Raw genomic sequence first — 21,172 nt, 5'->3', positions numbered from 1 at the left:
CCCATGTTAATCGCAATATGCGCTATCGAGACTGGACAGGACTTGAGCAAACCGGACCAAGTATAATTCTGACGAGGAAGCGATTTTTTCAACAAAGAGCTCTAGCCCAACGGTTATCGGAAGGGAACCCTCAAGAGTTCCAAACTACCTTCCAGATCTCGTCGAGATCCAAGTTGTCTTCCAGAGGGAAATGTGGGACTTTCATTACGCGCTGAGATATAGAAGTGATCGAGATAATGCAGCGCTCAACGGAACGAAATAGAGGTGAGTTTAAGAGGGAATTGGAATAGAAATGAGCCTCAATATTGCAAAACTTTTAAAAACGGAATAGTCCCACTTTCTTCAAAGTCCCACTTTCACATCCCTGCACGTTAAATATTGATGAAAGCCAATCTCGCTACTGCTGCGCCGTTTTACGCCGCGCGTTCTTCTCCTCTGCCAGCTTGTAGGCGACGTAGTACTTGTAGATGTTGCCCACGTGCCCACGGTCTCCCGACCGCCCCGCGAGCTGCGTGCTTTCTGATTCAGCTGGGACTCCTGGAAGCCCTGATGAGCATCAGTCGGGTGTCGCCATTTGGCCGCGCGCTCGTATCTGGCACGTATCGGAGTGGCGCTCGCTTTGTATGCCAGCGCGTCCAGTGCGCGACAGATACACAGGGTGGCGCTCAGGCGTCAGCGGCCCACTGGGGCTGCTGCTCCATGATGAAGTCGACGAACGCGCGCAGGCGCAGCGGCATATGCCGGCCCTGGGGATACAACAGGGAGAAGGGCCGCGAGCGTCCGGCGAACGGCTGCAGCACCTCGACCAGCGAACCCTCAGCCAGCTCCCGTTCAACGATGAAGCGGTAGGTCTGGAACAGCCCCGCGCCATGCTTGGCCAGGGTCACGCCGCCCAGTACGTCGTCCGAGCAGACGTAGCCGCCCTCGGTGAGGATCTCCCGCTCGTGGCCATCCTCGCTGAACAGCCAGGTGATGCGCCGCCCGCTGCTGGGCAGCTCGAACTGGATGCAGTCGTGCCGCGCCAGGTCACCCAGAGTCTGTGGTACACCGGCGCGCGCCAGGTACTCGGGCGTGGCCACCACCACCAGCCGGGCATCCTCCAGCGGTCTGGCGATCAGCGTCGAGTCCGGCTGCGCGCGCACGCGGATGGCCAGGTCGTAGCCTTCGCCGACGAAGTCGATATTGCGGTTGCCCAGGTGGATATCGACCTGCACCTTCGGGTAGCGCCGGCGGAACTCGGGCAGCAGCGGCAGGATGCGGTGATGACCGTAGGTGGTCGGCAGGCTGATGCGCAGCGTACCCGAAGGCTCCTGCTGCTGGCCTGTCACCGCGCGCTCGGCCTCCACCAGTTGGGTCAGCGCCTGCCGGCACTGCTCGTAGTAGCCGCGCCCGCCCTCGGTCAGGCGAATGCTGCGGGTGGTACGCACGAACAGCCGGGAACCCAGGCGTTCCTCCAGTCGACCGATCGAGCGACTGACCGCCGCCGGCGTTACGCCGGCCGCCAGCCCGGCCGCGGTGAAGCTGCCCAGCTCCGCCGCCAGGCAGAACAATTCGATGCTGCCAAGCAGAATGTCGTCGAATTGGCGCTGCATGATTGATTACACCATGTATCAACTGAAGTTCTCTGATACATATTTATCCGTATAGCGCGCAAAAATATAGTCCTCCCATCGGCACCACTCGGTGCCTCCTCATCGGGAGAAACGACATGAGTAACAGCAGAACCGTGGTGATCACCGGCGCCTCCAGCGGCATCGGCTTCGGCCTGGCCCAGGCCTTCCTCGCCAGCGGCTTCAACGTGGTCGGCAACGCTCGCTCCGCCGAGCGCCTGGACGAAGCCAGGGCGCAACTGGACAACCCTGCCTTTATCGGTGTGGCCGGCGACATCGCCAGGCCGGACACAGCGCGCCGCCTGATCAAGGCCGCTATCGAGGCCTTCGGCCAGGTCGACGTGCTGGTCAACAACGCTGGCTTCTTCCTGCCCAAGCCCTTCATCGAATACAGCCCCGCGGACATCGACGGCCTGCTGGAAACCAACCTCAAGGGCGTGGTCTACGCCTCACAGGCCGCTGCCGCGCACATGATCGAGCGGCGCCAGGGGCAGATCATCAACATCACCGCCGCCGTGGCGCTGCAGCCCAACCTCGCCGTGCCCGCCGCTCTTCCGGTGCTGATCAAGGGTGGCCTGAACCAGGTCACCCGGGCCCTGGCGCTGGAGCTGTCACCCCACAATATCCAGGTCAATGCGGTGGCCCCCGGCATCATCGAGACGCCGATGCACGACCCGGCCAGCTTCGATTTCCTCAACGGCCTGCAACCGGCCGGGCGCATCGGCCGCGTCAGCGATATCGCCGATGCCGTGCTCTACCTGGCCAATGCTCAGTTCACCACGGGCGTGGTACTCCCGGTCGACGGCGGAATGAGCGTCGGTAAATGGTAATTGGCTAAACCTAACGGGGCGGCCCGCGCCTCCCCATTTGAGAACTTCCCCCCACAGGAGCAACACCATGCCCTTCGTCAGTGTCCGCATCACCCGTGACGGCGTAACCCGCCAGCAGAAAGCCCAGGTCATCAAGGAAATCACCGAGACCCTGCAGCGCGTACTTAACAAGCAGCCCGAACTCACTCACATCGTAATCGAGGAAGTCGACACCGATAACTGGGGTTACGCAGGCATGACCACCACCGAGTACCGCAGCCAAAAACCGCAGGGATGAGGGCTGCCCTGACTCGCCTGTACGAGCCGTGGAGGCGGGTCAGGTCTTGTGCGGGCTTGCTGGCGCAGATCAGCAACTGCAAGGCGGCCTATCTTGCTTCTGGGTGGTCACTTAGCTGGGGCAATAACGCTCGGTAGTCGCGCTGCCCACGGCAACGGGCGGAGCAATAGCGTACCTCCTCCCAGCAGCGTGCCCAGCGGCGCCGCCAGGCAAACGGCCGGCCGCAGACCACGCAGGTTTTCTGTGGCAGATGAGGCTTCTTCACAGTGCCTCTCCAGCATCCAGCCGCGCCAGCAACTGCTCGCCACGCTGCCAGAGCGCGGCGACGCGGGACTCGTCCATGCGTTGCAGGTTGCGATAGGCCATGGCCAGGCGTGGATTGCGACCGAGGTGATCACGATGGCGCATCAGGAAGTGCCAGTACAGCGAGTTGAACGGGCAGGCGTCATCCTCGGTCGCCCGATCCACCCGGTAACGGCAGGCGCCGCAGTGATCGGACATCCGCTGGATGTAGCGGCCGCTGGCGCAATAGGGTTTGGAGCCTAAGTAGCCGCCGTCGGCGTGCATCACCATGCCCAGGGTGTTGGGCAGCTCGACCCACTCGAAGGCGTCCAGGTAGACCGCCAGGTACCACTCGCAGATGGCCGAGGGAGCTATACCGGCGAGCAGAGCAAAGTTGCCGGTGACCATCAGCCGCTGGATGTGATGGGCATAGCCCAGCTCCAGCGTCTGGCTGATCGCCTGAGCCATGCAGCGCATCTCGGTACGGCCGCTCCAGTACAACTCTGGCAGCGCCCGGCGATTGCCGAACACATTGAGCGCGGCGTAATCAGGCATGCGCAGCCAGTAGATGCCGTGCACGTATTCGCGCCAGCCGATCAACTGGCGAATGAAACCTTCGGCCGCGTTGAGCGGGACTTGACCCTGACGGTGGGCGCTTTCTACGTCGGCGCAGAGCTGGCGCAGATCCAGCAGGCCGATGTTCAGGGCCGCGCTGATACGCGCATGGAACAGGTAGGGCTCGCCCTCGGCCATGGCGTCCTGATAGTCGCCGAACGATGGCAGGGAGAACTCGAGGAAATGCTGCCAGAGCTCCTGCGCCTCGGCGTGGGTCACCGGGTAGTCGAAGCCCTCCAGGCGGCCGTAGTGACTGGCGAACCGCTCGCCCACCAGGGCCACCACCTCACGGGTAATCACGTCCTGCCGAAAGCGTGCGGGAAACGGCCCCCGCGCACCTTTCGGCAGTGCCTTGCGATTGTCGGCATCGAAGTTCCAGCTACCGCCCAGCGGCCCACCGTCGGGCTCCAGGAGCAGTCCGCTGCGCCGACGCATCTCGCGGTAGAAGAGCTCCATGCGCAGCTGCCGACGATTGCCCGCCCAACGCGCGAACTCCTCGCGGGAACAGAGGAAACGCCGGTCGACGTGCCAGTTCAGCGACAACCCGCCGGTACGCAGGGCCTCCTCCACCCGCCACTCACCGCATTCGCTCAGGTGCAGCGCCGGCCCACCCAGGGCGGCATGCCAGCGACGCAACTCCCCCGCCAGGCTGCCGCTGTTGTCGGGGGCGTCGAGCCGCACATAGATCACCCGCCAGCCACGCGTCTCCAGTGCTTGCGCGAAGTGGCGCATGGCGCTGAAGACCAGCACGATCTTTTGCGGGTGATGCGGCACGTAGCACGCCTCTTCGCTCACCTCGGCCATCAGCACCGCGTCACGGGCTGGGTCGAGGGCATCGAACAGCGAGAGGTCGAAACTGAGCTGATCGCCCAGCACAAGACCAAGGCGGCGTACGGCGTCGCTCACCAGCGCTGCTCCAGCGACAGCGGCAGGCGCAGCGGCCCTATCGCACCCTCGCGAACGCCGCACATCTCGTCATGGGCGCAGTGCTGTACCAGCTCGCAAGGCAACCGCGGCATGTCCTGCAGCAGTTCACGGATCTGAGTGGCCGAGCGCAAGTGCAGCACCCTTCCCTGCTCGTCTCGCACCGGCTCGAGACCCGAAGCGAGCCTCGCCTGCAGGATGTAGAAACCGCCCTCCAGCGACACCACCTCGACTCCCTCGACACGCCCCGCCAGCGCGGCCTCGCCCAGTTGCTGAAGATTCATCGCCGAGTCCTCCTGCCGCTCGCCGCGGCGCCTTCTCAGTGGTTGGCGTCCGGCCCGGGGTCACGGCGGAAGAACAGGGTCACCTGGCCCAGTTCGACGCCGAGCTTGCTCATGCTCGAACGGTTGATGAGGGTGTCCTCATCCATCAGGTACATCCAGTCATCGAAGTCCACTTCCCAGGTCGTGCCGTCCACGTCCAGGTTCAATCGATAGCGCCAGCGCAAGGCATTGCCAGCCACCTCGCCACGGGCCTCGCCGATCACGTCCGCAGCGCGCCCCAGCCAACGCCCCTCACCTGCCGGAACCAGGCTCCAGATCCGCTGCTGGCGGGTGCCGTCGCTGTAGAGAAAGCGCTCGTCGAGGATCAGCCGCTCGCCCTCGCGGCGGCTGGTGATGTCGACCTTGAAGCGCTTGACCACCTCACCCGAGCGATTCTGGAAGATGCCCCAGGCCTGCACCGGCCGCGAGAAGTACCCCGGTAGATCCAGCTGCGGGCGCTCATTGGCGTAGTGCTCGACCTCGACACTGCCGCAAGCGCTCAGCAGCAGGCAGCACAACAACCAGACCCCGATGCGCATCGGCAACGTCCTCATGGGTTTGTCTCATTGAGCCCCAGCAGCTCGCGGCGCAGCTGGGGATGGCGAGTGCGGGCATCCAGCCAGATGGCGAAGAAGGCGCGGGCGAAGTCGGTGTCGGCCACCGCGTGACGGAACTCGCCGTCGACATAGAAGCTGCCGCCCTTGCCCGGCTGGTAGAGGCCGGTGATGCGCTGGCCCGGCTGGACATCGACAAAGGCCTTGCGCATCTCGCCGTCCCAGGCCGCCAGGCGGGCCTCATTGACCGAAGCGCCGCCCAGCCGGCGCATCTCTTCCATGCTGGCTCGCACCAGAGTGTCCCGCGACAGCTCGCGGCGATAGATCAGCTCCAAGGCAAAGGGTTGTTCCCAGCTCACGGAAGCTGCAGGGCTCCACAGACGCGCCTGGTAGACCCGCCAGCCGAACCAGGTGAAGTTGCCCTGGCCGACCAGTGCGGCGCCGGGAAGCTCAGCACGCCAATCCGCCCAGGCCGATGGAGCCGCCATCAGCAACCAAAGCCAGGCAACAAGGCGCAACGTCGGCGAGGTAGAAATTGACAGGGCCATGACAATCCTCTGGATCTGCTCACACATAGGCAATACTTATACAGACAATAGTTTATGTATAGGTTTTTTCGCGAGGCATTTCGTCCGGCTGAGGAGAGCTCCTGTCATATCTCATGTCTAAGTCCCTGACGGAAAAGCTCGATTGCTTCGCCTGACCACTCATACGGTGACGTAGGCAGCTTTCCAGCAAGCGGCCATTTGGCTAACAATCGCGATACCTGTCTGCCGCCGAAGTACCGCAATGGATCAGATACTTTCGCTTCTCTCCGAAACCATTCCCAAAGCCCGCACGCTGGAAGAACTGACACGGCCCTTGTTGACACTGCTCGGTCAGGTGACCGGCATGGAGTCGACCTACCTGACGACCATCGATACCGAGCAAGGTGTGCAGCGCATCGAGTATTCCCGCAACGTCGGCAGCATGGTCATCCCTGAAGGCCTGGTGGTGCCCTGGGCCGATACGCTGTGCAAGCGGGCCCTGGAGGAAAACCGGCTGTATTCGGATAACGTCGCCGAATGCTGGGGCGATTCGGAAGCAGCCGCGGCTCTGGGGATCAAGACCTATGTGAGCGCGCCGATCCGCTCCCAGGATGGCCGGGTGCTGGGCACGGTCTGTGCTGCCAGCTCGGCCCAGGTGCCCCGCTCCTCCGAGGCTGAGCCACTGCTGATGCTGCTGTCAGGCTTGCTGAGCTATTCGCTTGAGCGCGAGCAGTTGGTCGAGCAGCTGCAGTCCGCCAATAGCGCGCTGGCCAAGCTGGCCCTCACCGACTCCCTGACCGACCTGCCCAACCGGCGTGCCGTCCTGAGCGAATCGGCGCACCTGTTTGCCCTGGCCCAGCGGGAGCTCAAATACCTGCTCGTGGGGGTTATCGATCTGGATGGCTTCAAGCTCATCAACGATACCCATGGCCATATGGCCGGCGACCAGTTCCTGCGCGGTATCGCGGCCAAGCTGCAGCACGGCCTGCGGGCCAGCGATATCCTCGGGCGCACGGGCGGCGATGAATTCGTCATCATCGCCCTGGGTACCCCGGCCGAACACGAAAACCTGGCCGCGGGCATGCGGCATGCCGCCGAGCTGCTCCAGCAGCGCCTGACCGCGGCGACGGTCGGGCAATATGAACTGGGCCATGGCCTCGACGATATCCACTACCAGGGCGCGAGCATCGGGGTCGTGGCCGTCACGCCTGAAAGCATGACGGCGGAAGAAGCCATCAAGCTGGCGGATCGCGAAATGTACCGGGTGAAACAGCAGCGCAAACGTCAAGGCAGCGCATCCTAGGCTGACTGCCTGCGCTTGAACCGGGGGCTCTTTACGTCCCCCCTGCCCCTTTGCTCGCCAGAGGCTAGCGGCCGTCTTTCGTGCCCGCCCCGCTGGCGGCCAATAGTCTGCAGACAGCCAGTACATCGCGCTCAGTTGCCAGGGCGTAGACGAGCAGCACCTGTCGATTTTTCTCTAATCACTCGATGACAGCCGATAAACTGCCGGCCTTGAGTCTTCCAACCAGCCAAGGAAACCCGCTTGATCCTGCTTCGCCTGCTCACTTGTCTGTGTCTGCTAACCCTGCCAAGTTCGGCCCTGTTGGCCAGTGAGGTGCATTCGCCAGGACTGGCCCAGGATTCGGCCGGCTATGCCCCGGCAGAAAGCTGCATGGGTTGCCACAGAGAGCAAGCCCGGGGCTGGGAGAAGTCCGACCATGCCTGGGCCATGCGCGATGCGACAGCAGAGAACGTGCTGGGCAATTTCAACAATGCACGGTTCCAGGAAGCTGGCGTGCAAGCCCGATTTTTTCGTCAGGGTGGTCGGTTCTTCGTCAACACCGAAGGCGCTGATGGCAAGCCAGCCAACTTTCCGATCCGCTATACATTCGGTCACCAGCCGCTGCAGCAATACCTGGTGGAGTTTCCCGGCGGCCGCCTGCAGAGCCTGACCATCGCCTGGGACAGCCGCCCCAAGGATGCCGGCGGGCAGCGCTGGTTCTCGCTCTACCCCGGGCGACAATTCTCGCCCAGCGACCCGCTGCACTGGACTGGCCGCTACCAGAACTGGAACGCCATGTGCGCCGATTGCCATTCGAGCAACCTGCTCAAGCACTACGACGACAAGAGCGACAGCTTCGCCAGTACCTGGCATGAACAGAGTGTCGGCTGCCAAGGCTGCCATGGCCCGGGGTTGGCCCATGTCGAATGGGCTCAGAGCCAGCACAAGCAGGCATACACCTCGGCCAGCGAGATAGGCCTGCAGGTGGACTTCAAGAGCCTCGGCAGCCGGGGCCAGGTCGAGCAATGCGCTTTTTGCCATAGTCGCCGCCAGAGCCTGGGGGTTGGCCAGCAACCCGGCCATCCGCTGCTGGACAGCGCACTGCCCGCCTCTCTACGGGCCGACCTCTACCATGCCGACGGGCAGATAGATGGCGAGGCCTATGAATATGGCTCGTTCACCCAGAGCAAGATGTTCGCCGCGGGCGTGACCTGTACGGACTGCCACAACCCCCACACCGCCAAGCTCAAGGCCAAAGGCAACAGCCTGTGCCTGCAATGCCACCAGGAACGGCCACCGGCACGCTTCCCTAGTCTGCAGGCGAAGCTCTACGACAGCCCGGAACACCATCACCATGAGCCCGGGTCGGCCGGCGCCCAGTGCGTCAATTGTCATATGCCGAGCAAGACCTACATGGTGATCGACCCGCGTCGCGACCATAGCATTCGCATTCCACGACCAGACCTGAGCGACCAGCTGGCCAGCCCGGATGCCTGCACCTCCTGTCATGCGGGCAAATCTGCAAACTGGGCCGCGGGGGCCATCGAGCACTGGTTCAAGCAGCCGCAACGACCGCCACACTATGGCCAGAGCCTGAATGCTGCCAGGCTGGGTAGTGCTACGGCGCTGGCGCAACTGGCCGCGCTGATCGGCGACATGAGTAAGCCCGCCATAGTGCGCGCCAGCGCCGCCGAGCAGTTGGTTGAACTCGGCGATGCTGCAGCTCTGCCCAGCCTGACCCAGGCACTCAAGGACGAGAACCCCCTGGTACGCGCCTACAGCATTCCGGGCTTTGCCGAGCTCGAGCCGGTTACCCGTGTCGAGCGGCTGCTGCCGCTGCTTGACGATGCCAATCTGGCGGTACGCGACGAGGCTCTGCGCGCATTGACGGGCATCCCCCTGCTCGCCTTGCCGGAATCGCGCAGGGAAGCCTTCCGCAGCGCTCTGGACGAGTATGAAAAACGTCTGCGCAGCAATGCCGACCTGCCAAGCAGCCGCCTTTCCCTAGGACTACTACTGGAGCGCAAGAACCGTCAGCTGGAAGCCATGGAGCAATACCGTCAGGCCTTGCGAATGGATCCGTACTTCTCTCCTGCCCGCGTCAAGCTGGTGACCCTGGCCAATACCACACTGCATCAGGACGAGGCCCAGCAGACGCTACGCGAGGGCCTGGCGCTCAATGATATGCCGCCAGCCGATCGCGGCAACCTGGCCTATATGCTCGCACTGTTGCTGGCCGAACAAAGCCAAGCAGAAGAAGCCGCGCACTGGCTGGGGGAAGCAGCCAACGCCTTGCCGAACAACCCGCGCATTCGCTACAACCAGGGTTTGCTGCTGTTGCAGCTAGGCCGCGCCGAAGAGGCTCAGGGCGCCCTGGAGGCTGGACTGGATCAGGCTCCGGAAGATGCCGACCTGCTGTATGCCTTGATCTACCTGCACGGCTCGTTACAGCAACGCGACCAGGCGCTTTCCTATCTCGAGCGCATGCAGCAAGCGGCACCTGCTGATCCGCGCCTGGCGCAGATCAGGCGGCAGCTCGGTATGCCTTAATTCCCGGGCCAGAGCTGCCGGCTCCAGGTTTGCACTGGCGTTCACGTTCGCCAACGCGCGCCTTTGCGTGGGCAGCTTTATTGACAAGAATCATGCACAGAGCACTGCGGCAGTGCCCTCCTTCCCCCTCCAGCAACGAGGCAACTGTCTGTGAAAACCATCGGCCTGATTGGCGGCATGAGCTGGGAAAGCACCGCGGTGTATTACCGCGAGATCAACGAACGTATGCGCCAGCGCCATGGTGGCCTGGTGTCGGCCGATATCCTGTTGCGTTCGGTGGATTTCAGCCGGATTGCCGAGCTGCAACAGCAGGGGCTGTGGGATCAGGCCGGCGCCGAGCTGGCGCAGATCGCTCAGCAGCTGGAGCGCGCCGGCGCGGCCTGTGTGCTGATCTGCAGTAACACCATGCACAAGGTTGCCGCGGCGCTGACTGAGCACATCGAGGTGCCGCTGCTGCACATCGTCGACATCACCGCCGAGGCCCTGCAGCGTGCCGGCAAGCGCCGGCCGCTGCTGCTGGCGACGCGCTACACCATGGAGCAGGCGTTCTACCGCGAGCGGCTGGCGGCGCGCTTCGCCATCGAGGCCCTGGTGCCGGATGCTGACGATCGCAGCCTGGTGCATGAGGTGATCTACAACGAGCTGTGCCAAGGCCTTGTCCGCCCGCAATCGCGCCAGGCCTTTCTCGACGTTATCGCCCGCGGCAAGGCGGCGGGGGCGGATTCGGTAATTCTCGGCTGCACCGAGATCGGCCTGCTGATCGGTGCCGACGACGGCGAGCTGGCGGTGTTCGATTCGACCTTCCTGCACGCCCAGGCCGCCGTCGACTTCGCCAGTAGCTGACGAACTCAGCGCAGCCCCAGGCGTTTGGCCAGGCGGCTGAGGTTGGCCCGATCCAGCCCCAGCTCGCGGGCCGCCTCGCCCCATCGGCCCTGGTGCCGGCTCAGTGCCTGTTCGATCAGCTGGCGCTGGTAGGCGTCCACGGCACTGCGCAAGTCGACGCCCGGGCTATCCGACACAACACTCGCCAGCGGCTCAGCCTGGTCGGCAGCAGGTAGTTCCACCGGCAGATCCAGAGCCGCCTCGTCGATGCTGAGAATGCGGGGCCGCTCACTGTGGCTGGCCAGGGCCTTGAGCGCGGCGCGGCCGATCAGATGCTCCAGTTCGCGCACATTGCCGGGCCAGGAATAAGCCAGCAGCGCTTTCTGTGCCTCGCCACCGAGGCGCAGGCTGCGCAGGCCCATGCGCGCCCGGTTTTCCTCGAGGAAGTAGCCCGCCAATAGCAGCACATCGCGGCCGCGCTCACGCAGTGCCGGCACTCGCAGCGGGTAAACACTCAGGCGGTGGTAGAGATCGGCACGGAAGCACCCTGCCCGTACCTCCGCCGCCAGGTCGCGGTTGGTGGCGGCCAGCACCCGCACATCCACATGGTGCTCGCGATCGGAACCGACCCGCTGCAGCTGGCCACTCTGCAGCACCCGTAGCAGCTTGGCCTGTACCGCCAGCGGCAGCTCACCCACCTCGTCGAGGAACAGGCTGCCGCCATCGGCCAGTTCGAACTTGCCCTTGCGCTCGTTGACCGCCCCGGAGAAGGCGCCGCGCACATGGCCAAACAGCTCGCTCTCCACCAGGGTGTCCGGCAGCGCTGCGCAGTTGAGGCTGATCAGTGGCCGCCGCGCTCGTGGCGAGGCAGCGTGGATGGCCTCGGCTACCAGCTCCTTGCCGACCCCGGTTTCGCCGGTGATCAGCACGGTCAGCTGGCTATCGCCGACCAGCCTCACCTCCTCCTGCAGCTTGCGCTGCGCCGGGCTCTGGCCGATCAGCTCGCGGGCCTGCTGGCTGGCCTGGCGGTACAGCTCATTGAGCTGCCGCTCGTCCTCCACCCGCCGGGCCAGGCCGCTGATGCGTTCGCTGGCCTTGACCGTGGCCGCAGCCAGGCTGGCGAAGGCCTGCAGGCTGGCCAGGTCGACCTGGGCGAAGCCCCGCGGATTGAGCGCATCGAGAGTCAGCAGCCCCCACAGCTGGTCGTCCAGGTACAGCGGGCAACCCATGCAGTCGTGCACTTCGAGATGCCCGCTATGCCCTTCCACCAGGCCGTCGTAGGGGTCTGGCAACTCGCAGTCGGTGGCGAAACGGGTCGGCTGGTGGTTGTCGATCAGCGCCTGCAGACGCGGGTGCTCGGCCGCCTTGAAGCGCCGCCCGAGGGTGTCCGGGCTCAGCCCTTCGACCGCCACCGGGCGCAGTACCTCATCGTCGTCGAGGCGCAGCAGCGCCGCCGCATCGCATGGAAACAGCTGCCGCGCGGCGGCCAACAGGCGCCCGTAACGCTGTTCGTCGCTGAGTTCGCGGGACAGATCCGCCACCAGCGGGAGAAAACTCTGTAGCAGGGTGTTTGTAGTCATTTCGACTCTTTGGAGTCAATCGGACTCGAAAATACACGAGTCAAATTGACCTAATAAAAACATAAATAACTGAATTTAAAGGAAATAAAAATTGGCACGCTTCCTGATAAACCAGGATATCCCTAACGCTAGCACGCTCAGGGTCGATCCGACCAATAGTGCCCCAGAGGAGATTGCCATGCTGTCCGAACAACAACGCGCCATCATCAAAGCCACCGTTCCGCTGCTGGAAAGCGGTGGCGAGGCCCTTACCCGCCACTTCTACCAGATGATGCTGAGTGAGTACCCCGAGGTGCGCCCGCTGTTCAACCAGGCTCACCAGGCCAGCGGCGATCAGCAGCGCGCCCTGGCCAATGGCGTGCTGATGTATGCCCGCCACATCGACAAACTGGAAGCGCTGGGCCCGCTGGTCGGGCAGATTGTCAGCAAGCACGTCGCCCTGCAGATCCTGCCCGAGCACTACCCGATCGTCGGCGCCTGCCTGCTGCGCGCCATCCGCGAGGTACTGGGCGCCGAGATCGCCAGCGATGAGGTGATCGCCGCCTGGGCCGCGGCCTACGGCCAGCTGGCCGATATCCTGATCGGTGCCGAGGAGCAGCAGTACGCCGCCAACGCCGCGGCCGAGGGCGGCTGGCGCGGCGGTCGCGACTTCTGCGTGGTACGCAAGGAGGTGGAGAGTGCGGAAATCACCTCCTTCTACCTGGCTCCGATCGACGGCGAACCGATCATCGCCCATCAGCCGGGACAGTACATCGGCCTGCGCCTGCTGTTCGACGGCCAGGAAGTGCGCCGCAACTATTCGCTGTCGGCCGGCGCCAACGGTCGCGAGTACCGCATCAGCGTCAAACGCGAGGATGGCGGGCGGGTTTCCGCATACCTGCACGAGCAGGTGCAGGTGGGCTCGCGGCTGGAACTGTTCCCGCCGGCCGGCCACTTCGTGCTGCGCGAGTCGAGCAAACCGCTGGCCCTGATCAGTGCCGGCGTGGGCATCACCCCTGCCCTGGCCATGCTCGACAGCGCGCGCAGCAGCGGTCGGCCGATCCACTTCATCCACTGCGCCCGTGACGGCGCGGTGCATGCCTTCCGCGACTGGGTCGAGGCGCAGAGCGCGGCGCACCCGCAGATTCGCCACTACTTCTGCTACAGCGAACCGCGGGCCGAGGATCAGGCCCATGCCAGCGGCTTCCTGACTCGCGAGCTGCTGGATGCCTGGCTGCCCGCCGAGCGCGACCTGGACGCCTACTTCCTCGGTCCCAAACCCTTCATGGCCCAGGTGAAACGCCACCTGCGCGAGCTGGGCGTACCGCAGGAGCAAAGCCACTACGAGTTCTTCGGACCGGCCAGCGCGCTGGAAGCCTGAAAGCATCCCTACCGATCGGAGCCTGCCAGCATGATCGACTACATCCGCCAACCGCGTAACCTGCTGCACCTTTCCAGCCTGACCCTCACTGCCGGTCTGGCCATGCTGCTGGTCGGCATCGCCCTGGCCTATGTACTCGATCTGCAGCTGAGCATCGTCGAGCTGGTCGGGGCCCATGCCCTGACCATCCTCGGCCCGACGGCCATCAAGATCGGCTACGTGATGCGCCTGCTGGCCGCCTACCAGCTGCGCCGCGCGACGCCGGCGGAGTGTGCCCATGCTGCTTTCTGAACCTGGTGCCGGCCTGCAGATCCAGCCGCTCTGGCGCCTGGGCTTTCGCCCGTTCTTCCTCGCCGGCAGCGCCTTTGCGGTGCTGGCCATCGCCGCCTGGGGCGCCCTGCTGGCCGGCTGGCTGCAGTGGCAGCCCGTCGGCGGCAGCCTGGTCTGGCACCGCCACGAGATGCCGTTCGGTTTCGGCGCGGCGATCATCGCCGGCTTCCTGCTCACCGCCGTGCAGAACTGGACGAACCACCCCGGCCTGCGCGGCCGGCCGCTGATGCTGCTGTTCGGAGTCTGGCTGGCGGCGCGCCTGGCCTGGCTGCTGCAACCGCCGCTGGCCGTACTGATCCCCCTGCAGCTGGCTTTTCTACCGCTGCTGGCGGTGGTTCTCGGTGTCCGCCTGCATGCCGCACGGCAGCGCCACAACTACCCGCTGGTGCTGGTGCTCGGGCTGCTGAGCCTGTGTCAGGCCGAGACGCTCTATGGCTTGGCACAGGCCGACGACCACCTGCAGCGGCGTGGCGTGCTGGCGGCCTTGTGGCTGGTGGCGGCGTTGATCGGCATCATCGGCGGGCGGGTCATTCCCTTCTTCACCCAGCGCGGCCTGGGCCTAACGCAGGCACCACGCCCTGCCCCGCGGCTGGATCGCCTCGGCCTGGGCGCCGCACTGCTGGTGGCAGGGCTGACCGCCAGCGGCGTGGGCCTGCAGGCGCAGCCCTGGCTGGCGCCGCTGTTCCTGCTGATAGCCAGCCTGCATGGCTTGCGCCTGTGGCGCTGGTATCAGCCGGGGATCTGGCGCGTGCCGTTGCTATGGTCGCTGCACCTGGCCTATGCCTGGCTGGCCGTGGCCGCCCTGGGCATGGCCGCCTGGCACCTGGGCTGGCTGAGGCAGCCCAGCCTGGCCAGCCACGCCCTGGCAGTCGGCGGCATGGGCGGGATGATCCTGGCGATGCTGGCGCGGGTCAGCCTGGGCCACACCGGCCGCCCGCTACAGCCGGCGCCGGCAATCGCCTGGGCCTTCGCCAGCCTGCACCTCGGCGCCGCCTGCCGGGTAGTGCTGGCCGCCCTGCTGCCCGCCGGGCTGTGGCTGGCGGCACTGGCCTGGGCAGTCGCCTTCATGCTGTTCCTGCGCCACTACGCGGCGCTGCTCTGCCAGCCGCGGGTCGATGGCCAGCCGGGCTGAGGCATTCAGCGGCGGTCGCGCCAGACCATTTGCACGTTGAGGAACTCGCGCAACCCGAAGTGCGACAGCTCGCGGCCGAAACCGCTCTTCTTCACCCCGCCGATTGGCACCCGCGAGTCGGAGGCGGCGTAGCCGTTGATGAACACCGCGCCGCTGACAATGCGCCGGGCCAGGCGCTGAGCCTGCTCGACATCGGCGCTCCACAGGCTGCCGCCGAGGCCGAACTCGCTGTCGTTGGCCAGTTCGATGGCGTGCTCGGCATCGCGCGCCTCGATCAGCGAGGCCACCGGGCCGAATACTTCCCGGCGGAAACTGGTCATCCCCGGGCGCACTCCGCCCAGCACAGTCGGCGCGTAGTAGTTGCCCGGCCCCGCCAGCGGCTGGCCGCCGAGCAGCAGTTCGGCGCCCTCTTCCAGGGTCGCGCAGACCTGGCCATGCAGCTCGTCGCGCAGATCGGCACGGGCCATGGGCCCGAGATAGGTGGCTGCGTCCTGCGGATCACCGATCTTCAGCGCCGCCACCGCGGCGACGAAACGGCGGGTGAAGTCGGCGGCGATCGGCGCCTCGAGAATGATGCGCTTGGCGGCGATGCAGATCTGCCCGTTGTTCTGGAAGCGCCCGACCACGGCCGCCTTTACCGCTTCGTCGAGGTCGGCATCGGCCAGCACGATGAAAGGATCGGAGCCGCCCAGTTCGAGCACGCATTTCTTCAGGGCAGCACCGGCCTGGGCGGCAATCGCCGCGCCGGCACCGACGCTGCCCGTCACCGCAACCGCGGCGATGCGCGGGTCAGCAATGGCGCGCGAAACCAGATCGGGGGTGACATTGAGCAGCTCGAACACTCCGTCCGGCAGGCCGCTGGCGTGCCAGACCCGGGCCAGCAGCGTGGCGCAGCCCATCACGTTGGGCGCGTGCTTGAGCAGGTAGCTGTTGCCGCCGAGGATGATCGGCACGGCACCGCGCATCACCTGCCAGAACGGGAAGTTCCAGGGCATCACCGCCAGCACCGCGCCAAGCGGCAGGTAGGCGATGCGGGCGCGGTCTTCCTCCACCGAGGTTGGTTCCTCGGCCAGCATGGCCGGGCCATGCTCGGCGTACCAGTCGCAGAGGGCCGCGCACTTGGCAACCTCGGCCCGCGCCTGGCTGATCGGCATGCCCATCTCGCTGCTGCCGCAGCGCGCCAGTTCTTCGGCCTGCTCGCGCAGGGCCCGGGCCATGCGGCGCAGGGCCTCGGCACGGGCAGCCAGCGGCGTGTCGCGCCAGTGCTGGAAGCCGCTGTGCACGCGCTGCAGGCTGTGCTCCAGGGCGGCGCCATCCTGGAACGGGTAACGGGCGATTTCCTCGCCAGTGGCAGGGTTACGGGATATGGCGGCGGTCTGGCTCATGCTGTCCTCACAGACTCTGGCTGGAATGGGCAGACAGTAAGCTGGCCCTTATTTCACGTAAAATGAATAATCAAGAACGAATCATTCTCCAAGAGAGAAAATGGAACTGGCCCAGCTGGAAATCTTCCGCGCCGTGGCGCAGACCGGCAGCATCACCCAGGCCGCCGAACGCCTGCACCGGGTGCCCTCCAACCTGACCACGCGGATCAAGCAACTGGAGGCCGAGCTCGGTGCCGAGCTGTTTATCCGGGAGAAACTGCGCCTGCGCCTGTCGGCCACCGGGGTGAGCTTTCTCGACTATGCCGAGCGCATCCTCGAACTGGCCGCCGAGGCGCGCCAGGTGGCCAGCGGCGAGGAACCGCAGGGGCGCTTCGTCCTCGGCTCGATGGACAGCACTGCGGCGGTGCGCATCCCGCCGCTGCTGGCGCGCTACCACCAGTGCCACCCCAAGGTGCAGCTGGAGCTGTCCACCGGGCCTTCCGGGGAAATGCTCGACGGGGTACTGTCCGGGCGTTTCAGCGCGGCCTTCGCCGACGGCCCGCTGAACCACCCGCAGCTGGACGGCGTGCCGGCCTTCAGCGAGGAACTGGTACTGATAACCAGCAGCGCCCATGGCCCGGTGCACGATGCCCGTGATGTGGCCGGCGCCACCCTGTTCGCCTTCCGCGACACCTGCTCCTACCGGCGCCGTTTCGAACACTGGTTCGCCGCCAGCCAGACCCTACCGGGCAAGATCGTCGAGATGGAGTCCTACCACGGCATGCTCGCCTGCGTGGCAGCCGGTGCCGGCGTGGCCCTGGTGCCACGGATGATGTTCGACAGCCTCAGCGGGCGGCACAGCGTGCAGGCCCACAGCCTGGATGCCGAGCATGGCCCGGCCGTGACCTGGCTGCTGTGGCGGCGCGGCACCCGCACGCCGGCACTCAAGGCCTTTATCGAACTACTGAGCGAGGTGCAGGCGGCGCCGGGTTAGTCGGCGTCGCCGTCGTCTTCGGCGTCGAAGGTGTTGTCCCAGATCAGCCGCGGGTCGAAGGTCACCGCCGCCAGCATGGTCAGGATCACCACCAGGCAGAAGGCCGCAGCGCCCAGGCCGGCTTCGATGCTAGCCAGGTTACCGAAGTTGACCAGCGCCACCAGGATGGCGATGACGAAGATATCGAGCATCGACCAGCGCCCGATCCATTCGATGAATCGGTACATCAGGATGCGCTGGCGCGCCGACATCGGCTGGCGCCGCTGCACCGAATAGAGCAGCGAGGCGATGCCGACCAGTTTGAAGGTCGGCACCAGGACACTGGCGACGAATACCACCAGGGCGATCGGCAGCATGTCGGCCTGAATCAGCTCGATTACCCCCTCCATGATGGTCGCCGGCATGCCGCTGCCGAGGAAGTTCACCGTCATGATCGGCAGCAGGTTGGCCGGGATGTACAGGATGGCGGCGGTGATCAGCAGCGCCCAGGTGCGCGCCAGACTGTTCGGTCGGCGTATGTGCAGGTGCGCGCCACAGCGGGCGCAGTGCTGCTCCTCGCCTTCGCGCAGGTATTCCAGCTGGTGGCATTCGCCGCACACCAGGATGCCGGCATCAAGTGCGCGCATCGCCGGCCTCCTCCTCGCTCAGGGCATCCCACACCTGGTGCGGCGACATCGTCACCTCCAGCCAGACCTGGGCCAGCATCAGCCCGACGAAGCAGGCCAGGCCCACTCCCAGGTGCAGGTCGGCCATGTCCTTGAGCTTGACGATGGAGACCAGGATGCCGAACAGGTAGACCTCGAGCATGCCCCACTCACGCAGGTGGTGGTAGGCCCGGTAGAGCTGTATGCCCTGCGGGCGCAGGGCCGGGTACGGCATGCTCAGGAGGACGAACAACTGGCACAGCAGCTTGATCAGCGGTACCAGCATGCTGCACAGCAGTACCACTAGGGCCACTCCCTGCATGCCGCTGGAGTAGAGGCCGAGCACCCCAGTCCAGACCGTGTCCACGGCATTCTGGCCAAGCAGGTTGAGACTGATGATCGGCAGGAAGTTGGCCGGCACGAACAGCAGCAGCGCAGTCAGCACCAAGGCCAGCGAGCGCCGGCGCATCTGCCGGCGATGTACCAGCAGTTCGTAGCCGCAGCGCGGGCAGTTGGCCTTCTGCTCCTCGCCCAGATGCGGGTGGTACATCAGCAGGTCGCACTCGTGGCAGGCGATCAGCTCGTGCAGAGCAGGCAGATCCTGCCCGCTGCTCACCTGCGGCCCCGTCTGGCCTTGCTCACTCATGCACTGCATCTCCCACGGCATGTTCCGGCCGGTTCGACCCGGCTGCTGGGCGCCGACCGGCGCCAGGCTGTTCAGCCCGGGCCGGCAATTGCCCCGGCATCACTCAGAGGCTGAGGATGGCCTGCGCCAGTTGCAGGTCATCGGCCTGGCCGACCTGGTAGTGGCTGCGCATATGGCGCAGGGCCGCTTCCAGATGGACGCCGCGGATTTCGCCCTGGCTGGCAACGAAGCTGGCAGCATCGTCGCGGGCCTGCAGGACAATCTTGTCATCCTTGAACGAGGACGAGGTGGCGTCGGAAGTGCTTGCGGTGGCATCCACCAGCGAGTCGGTGGTGACCACGAAGCTGGTGGCCTGGGCCAGGCCGCTGACGCCGAGCAGTGCAGCCAGAACATAGGCTTGTTTACGCATCATGTTGTCCCTCATGAGTGGTGAATCGTCCTTCGACAGAATAGCGGTACTCCACTGCGCCGCTCAATCACGATCCAGCAGATGGAAGCGTGGCAGCCCCAGGCGCCAGTGGATCGCGGCCAGGCGGATGAGCAGGACGATCAGCATGGCCAGGCCGGTATCCAGCCAGTGCGGCGTATCGAGGGCGCGCATGGCGATGAATACCAGCGAGCCGACGATGCAGGCGGTGGCGTAGATTTCCTTCTGGAAGATCAGCGGGATCTCGTTGCAGATCACGTCGCGCATCACGCCGCCGGCGACCCCGGTTATCACCCCCATGATCACCGCCGTGCTGTAGGGCACGTTGTGCTGCAGGGCCACCTCGGTGCCGATCACGGTGAACACCGCCAGGCCGAAGGCGTCGGCGATCAGCAGGCCGCGCTCGTGGATCGGCTGGGTCATGCGCACCCAGACCACGGTGCCCAACGAAGCCAGGGACGCGACCAGGATGTAGGTGTCGTTGCGGATCCAGCTCACCGGATGGTTGTCGAGGATCAGGTCACGCAAGGTGCCGCCGCCCAGCGCGGTGATGATGGCGATCACCAGCACGCCGAACAGATCCATTGACTTGCGCCCGGCCATCAGGGCGCCGGTAATGGCGAAAACGGCGACGCCGAACAGGTCGGCGAAGTAGAAGATATGCTGCATGGAAACTTCAGTCGGCGATGGGGGCGCGCATGGTAACAAACTCTTCGGCGGCCGTCGGGTGCACCCCCAGGGTCTCGTCGAACAGCTGCTTGGTCGCCCCGGCCTTCAGCGCCACGGCCAGCCCCTGGATGATCTCGCCGGCCTCGGGGCCGACCATGTGGCAACCCAGCACCCGGTCGCTGTCGGCATCCACCACCAGCTTCATCAGCGTGCGCTCCTGGGTCGCGCCCAGGGTCAGCTTCATCGGCCGGAAGCGGCTCTCGAAGATCTTCAGCCGATGGCCGGCTTCCCGCGCCTGCTCCTCGCTCAGGCCGACCGTGGCGATATTGGGCAGGCTGAACACCGCCGTGGGAATGTGCCGGTAGTCGACCGGGCGGTATTCCTGCGGGCGGAACAGGCGCCGCGCCACGGCCATGCCTTCGGCCAGGGCCACGGGAGTCAGCTGCACCCGGCCGATCACATCGCCGATGGCAAGAATCGAAGGCTCGCTGCTTTCGTAGTGCTCATTGACCCGGATGAAGCCCTTGTCATCCAGCTCGACCCCGGTGCTTTCCAGCCCCAGGCCATCGAGCATCGGCCGCCGTCCGGTGGCATAGAACACGCAGTCGGTGGTGAGCTGCCGGCCGTCCTGGAGCGTGGCCAGCAGGCTGCCGTCGGCCTGCCGCTCGATGCGCTCGATGTCGCTGTTGAACTGCAGATCCAGGCCCTTGCGGCCCAGCTCTTCCTTGAGGTGGCGGCGCACCGCGCCGTCGAAACCACGCAGGAACAGCTCGCCGCGATAAAGCAGCGAGGTGGCTGCACCCAGGCCATGGAAGATCGAGGCGAACTCGACGGCGATATAGCCGCCGCCCACCACCAGCACGCGCTTGGGCAGCTGCTCAAGGAAGAACGCCTCGTTGGAGCTGATAGCCAGCTCCTTGCCCGGGATATCCGGAATCTGCGGCCAGCCACCGGTGGCGATCAGGATGCGTTCAGCACTGTAGCGCTGGCCATTGATCTCGACCTGCTGGGGCCCGAGCAGACGGGCATGACCTTCGAGCAAGGTGACGCCGCTGTTGACCAGCAGGTTGCGGTAGATGCCGTTGAGGCGCTGGATTTCACGATTCTTGTTGGCGATCAGGGTCGGCCAGTCGAAGTTCGATTGTGCGGCGCTCCAGCCAAAGTCCTGGGCCAGTTCGAAGTCTTCGGCGAAGTGGGCGCCATAGACCAGCAGCTTCTTCGGCACACAGCCGACGTTGACGCAGGTGCCGCCCAGGTAGCGACTTTCCGCCACGGCCACGCGCGCGCCGAAACCGGCGGCGAAACGCGCCGCGCGTACACCGCCGGAACCGGCGCCGATGACGAACAGGTCGAAGTCATAAGCCATGGGTTGTGATCTCCTCAGTTGGCTGCCAGCATAACCCATAGCCTCTCTGTTTCAGCCGCGTTGC

At 65.3% G+C, this 21,172-nt stretch carries 22 protein-coding genes; 9 read left to right on the top strand and 13 right to left on the bottom strand.

The window, feature by feature from the left end; genetic code table 11:
- Nucleotides 1-665: 665 nt before the first annotated feature.
- Nucleotides 666-1,592 carry a LysR family transcriptional regulator gene (locus A9179_RS10440; protein WP_187805748.1) on the bottom strand — a complete coding sequence of 309 codons (927 nt, stop codon included), beginning with the start codon at nt 1,590-1,592 and terminating at the stop codon, nt 666-668.
- Nucleotides 1,593-1,708: 116 nt separating this feature from the next.
- On the opposite strand from A9179_RS10440, the gene A9179_RS10435 reads away from it, so the two are divergent.
- Nucleotides 1,709-2,440 (top strand): SDR family NAD(P)-dependent oxidoreductase, encoded by a 732-nt coding sequence (locus tag A9179_RS10435; protein ID WP_187805747.1) that lies wholly within the window; start codon nt 1,709-1,711, stop codon nt 2,438-2,440.
- A gap of 67 nt (nt 2,441-2,507) precedes the next feature.
- Nucleotides 2,508-2,717, top strand: coding sequence for a tautomerase family protein (locus A9179_RS10430; protein WP_187805746.1), 210 nt, complete (start codon nt 2,508-2,510; stop codon nt 2,715-2,717).
- Nucleotides 2,718-2,805: 88 nt separating this feature from the next.
- On the opposite strand, the gene A9179_RS10425 is transcribed toward A9179_RS10430, so the two are convergent.
- Genes A9179_RS10425 through A9179_RS10405 form a run of 5 tightly spaced genes read right to left on the bottom strand, consistent with a single transcriptional unit; the run spans nt 2,806 to nt 5,963 of the window.
- The gene (locus A9179_RS10425) at nt 2,806-2,982 is read right to left on the bottom strand and encodes a DUF2256 domain-containing protein (protein ID WP_187805745.1); all 177 of its coding nucleotides are present in this window, start codon (nt 2,980-2,982) and stop codon (nt 2,806-2,808) included.
- Nucleotides 2,979-4,520, bottom strand: a complete 1,542-nt coding sequence (locus tag A9179_RS10420; RefSeq protein ID WP_187805744.1) for a cryptochrome/photolyase family protein — start codon at nt 4,518-4,520, stop codon at nt 2,979-2,981. Before A9179_RS10420 ends, A9179_RS10425 begins: the two co-directional genes overlap by 4 nt.
- The gene (locus A9179_RS10415) at nt 4,517-4,822 is read right to left on the bottom strand and encodes a DUF6482 family protein (RefSeq protein WP_187805743.1); all 306 of its coding nucleotides are present in this window, start codon (nt 4,820-4,822) and stop codon (nt 4,517-4,519) included. The genes A9179_RS10420 and A9179_RS10415 overlap by 4 nt, the downstream gene beginning before the upstream one ends.
- 35 nt (nt 4,823-4,857) lie before the next feature.
- Nucleotides 4,858-5,400: a DUF3833 domain-containing protein gene (locus tag A9179_RS10410; RefSeq protein ID WP_187808556.1), complete on the bottom strand. Its 543-nt coding sequence runs from the start codon at nt 5,398-5,400 to the stop codon at nt 4,858-4,860.
- Between the two features lie 11 nt (nt 5,401-5,411).
- Nucleotides 5,412-5,963 carry a chalcone isomerase family protein gene (locus A9179_RS10405; protein ID WP_187805742.1) on the bottom strand — a complete coding sequence of 184 codons (552 nt, stop codon included), beginning with the start codon at nt 5,961-5,963 and terminating at the stop codon, nt 5,412-5,414.
- Between the two features lie 241 nt (nt 5,964-6,204).
- Between A9179_RS10405 and A9179_RS10400 the strand changes: the two genes are divergently transcribed.
- From A9179_RS10400 to A9179_RS10390, 3 genes are all read left to right on the top strand, one after another.
- Nucleotides 6,205-7,245 carry a sensor domain-containing diguanylate cyclase gene (locus A9179_RS10400; RefSeq protein ID WP_187805741.1) on the top strand — a complete coding sequence of 347 codons (1,041 nt, stop codon included), beginning with the start codon at nt 6,205-6,207 and terminating at the stop codon, nt 7,243-7,245.
- 492 nt (nt 7,246-7,737) lie between these two features.
- Nucleotides 7,738-9,774, top strand: a complete 2,037-nt coding sequence (locus A9179_RS10395) for a HEAT repeat domain-containing protein (RefSeq protein WP_394354726.1) — start codon at nt 7,738-7,740, stop codon at nt 9,772-9,774.
- Nucleotides 9,775-9,924: 150 nt separating this feature from the next.
- Complete coding sequence (locus A9179_RS10390) at nt 9,925-10,617, top strand: aspartate/glutamate racemase family protein (protein WP_187805739.1); 693 nt, start codon at nt 9,925-9,927, stop codon at nt 10,615-10,617.
- 5 nt (nt 10,618-10,622) lie between these two features.
- Here A9179_RS10390 and norR read toward each other — a convergent pair whose 3' ends face one another.
- Nucleotides 10,623-12,176, bottom strand: a complete 1,554-nt coding sequence (gene norR, locus A9179_RS10385) for a nitric oxide reductase transcriptional regulator NorR (RefSeq protein ID WP_187805738.1) — start codon at nt 12,174-12,176, stop codon at nt 10,623-10,625.
- Between the two features lie 178 nt (nt 12,177-12,354).
- On the opposite strand from norR, the gene hmpA reads away from it, so the two are divergent.
- From hmpA to A9179_RS10370, 3 genes are read left to right on the top strand one after another with little or no spacing between them, the layout of a single operon-like run.
- A complete protein-coding gene (gene hmpA, locus A9179_RS10380; protein ID WP_187805737.1) occupies nt 12,355-13,536 on the top strand; it encodes an NO-inducible flavohemoprotein in 1,182 nt (393 codons plus the stop codon).
- Nucleotides 13,537-13,566: 30 nt separating this feature from the next.
- The gene (locus tag A9179_RS10375) at nt 13,567-13,827 is read left to right on the top strand and encodes a transmembrane sensor/regulator PpyR (RefSeq protein ID WP_187805736.1); all 261 of its coding nucleotides are present in this window, start codon (nt 13,567-13,569) and stop codon (nt 13,825-13,827) included.
- Nucleotides 13,814-14,998 (top strand): NnrS family protein, encoded by a 1,185-nt coding sequence (locus A9179_RS10370; RefSeq protein WP_187805735.1) that lies wholly within the window; start codon nt 13,814-13,816, stop codon nt 14,996-14,998. Before A9179_RS10375 ends, A9179_RS10370 begins: the two co-directional genes overlap by 14 nt.
- Nucleotides 14,999-15,003: 5 nt before the next feature.
- Here A9179_RS10370 and A9179_RS10365 read toward each other — a convergent pair whose 3' ends face one another.
- A complete protein-coding gene (locus A9179_RS10365) occupies nt 15,004-16,383 on the bottom strand; it encodes an aldehyde dehydrogenase family protein (protein WP_187805734.1) in 1,380 nt (459 codons plus the stop codon).
- A 100-nt stretch (nt 16,384-16,483) separates the two neighbouring features.
- On the opposite strand from A9179_RS10365, the gene ptrR reads away from it, so the two are divergent.
- Nucleotides 16,484-17,356: a putrescine utilization regulator PtrR gene (gene ptrR / locus A9179_RS10360; protein WP_187805733.1), complete on the top strand. Its 873-nt coding sequence runs from the start codon at nt 16,484-16,486 to the stop codon at nt 17,354-17,356.
- Here ptrR and A9179_RS10355 read toward each other — a convergent pair.
- From A9179_RS10355 to gorA, 5 genes are all read right to left on the bottom strand, one after another.
- Nucleotides 17,353-17,982: a paraquat-inducible protein A gene (locus A9179_RS10355; RefSeq protein ID WP_187805732.1), complete on the bottom strand. Its 630-nt coding sequence runs from the start codon at nt 17,980-17,982 to the stop codon at nt 17,353-17,355. The two genes, ptrR and A9179_RS10355, sit on opposite strands and share 4 nt — an antisense overlap.
- Nucleotides 17,969-18,646, bottom strand: coding sequence for a paraquat-inducible protein A (locus A9179_RS10350; protein WP_187805731.1), 678 nt, complete (start codon nt 18,644-18,646; stop codon nt 17,969-17,971). The genes A9179_RS10355 and A9179_RS10350 overlap by 14 nt, the downstream gene beginning before the upstream one ends.
- 103 nt (nt 18,647-18,749) lie before the next feature.
- On the bottom strand, nt 18,750-19,058 hold the full coding sequence (locus A9179_RS10345) for a DUF2388 domain-containing protein (RefSeq protein ID WP_394354725.1): 309 nt from the start codon (nt 19,056-19,058) through the stop codon (nt 18,750-18,752).
- A 60-nt stretch (nt 19,059-19,118) separates the two neighbouring features.
- Nucleotides 19,119-19,742, bottom strand: coding sequence for a trimeric intracellular cation channel family protein (locus A9179_RS10340; protein ID WP_187805730.1), 624 nt, complete (start codon nt 19,740-19,742; stop codon nt 19,119-19,121).
- 7 nt (nt 19,743-19,749) lie between these two features.
- Nucleotides 19,750-21,108, bottom strand: a complete 1,359-nt coding sequence (gorA, locus tag A9179_RS10335; protein ID WP_187805729.1) for a glutathione-disulfide reductase — start codon at nt 21,106-21,108, stop codon at nt 19,750-19,752.
- Nucleotides 21,109-21,172: the final 64 nt, after the last annotated feature.

The organism is Pseudomonas alcaligenes (assembly GCF_014490745.1).
Taxonomy (GTDB): Bacteria; Pseudomonadota; Gammaproteobacteria; order Pseudomonadales; family Pseudomonadaceae; genus Aquipseudomonas; species Aquipseudomonas alcaligenes_C.
The sequence above is the reverse complement of the archived record's forward strand: the minus strand, read 5'-3'. Positions and strand labels throughout refer to the sequence as shown.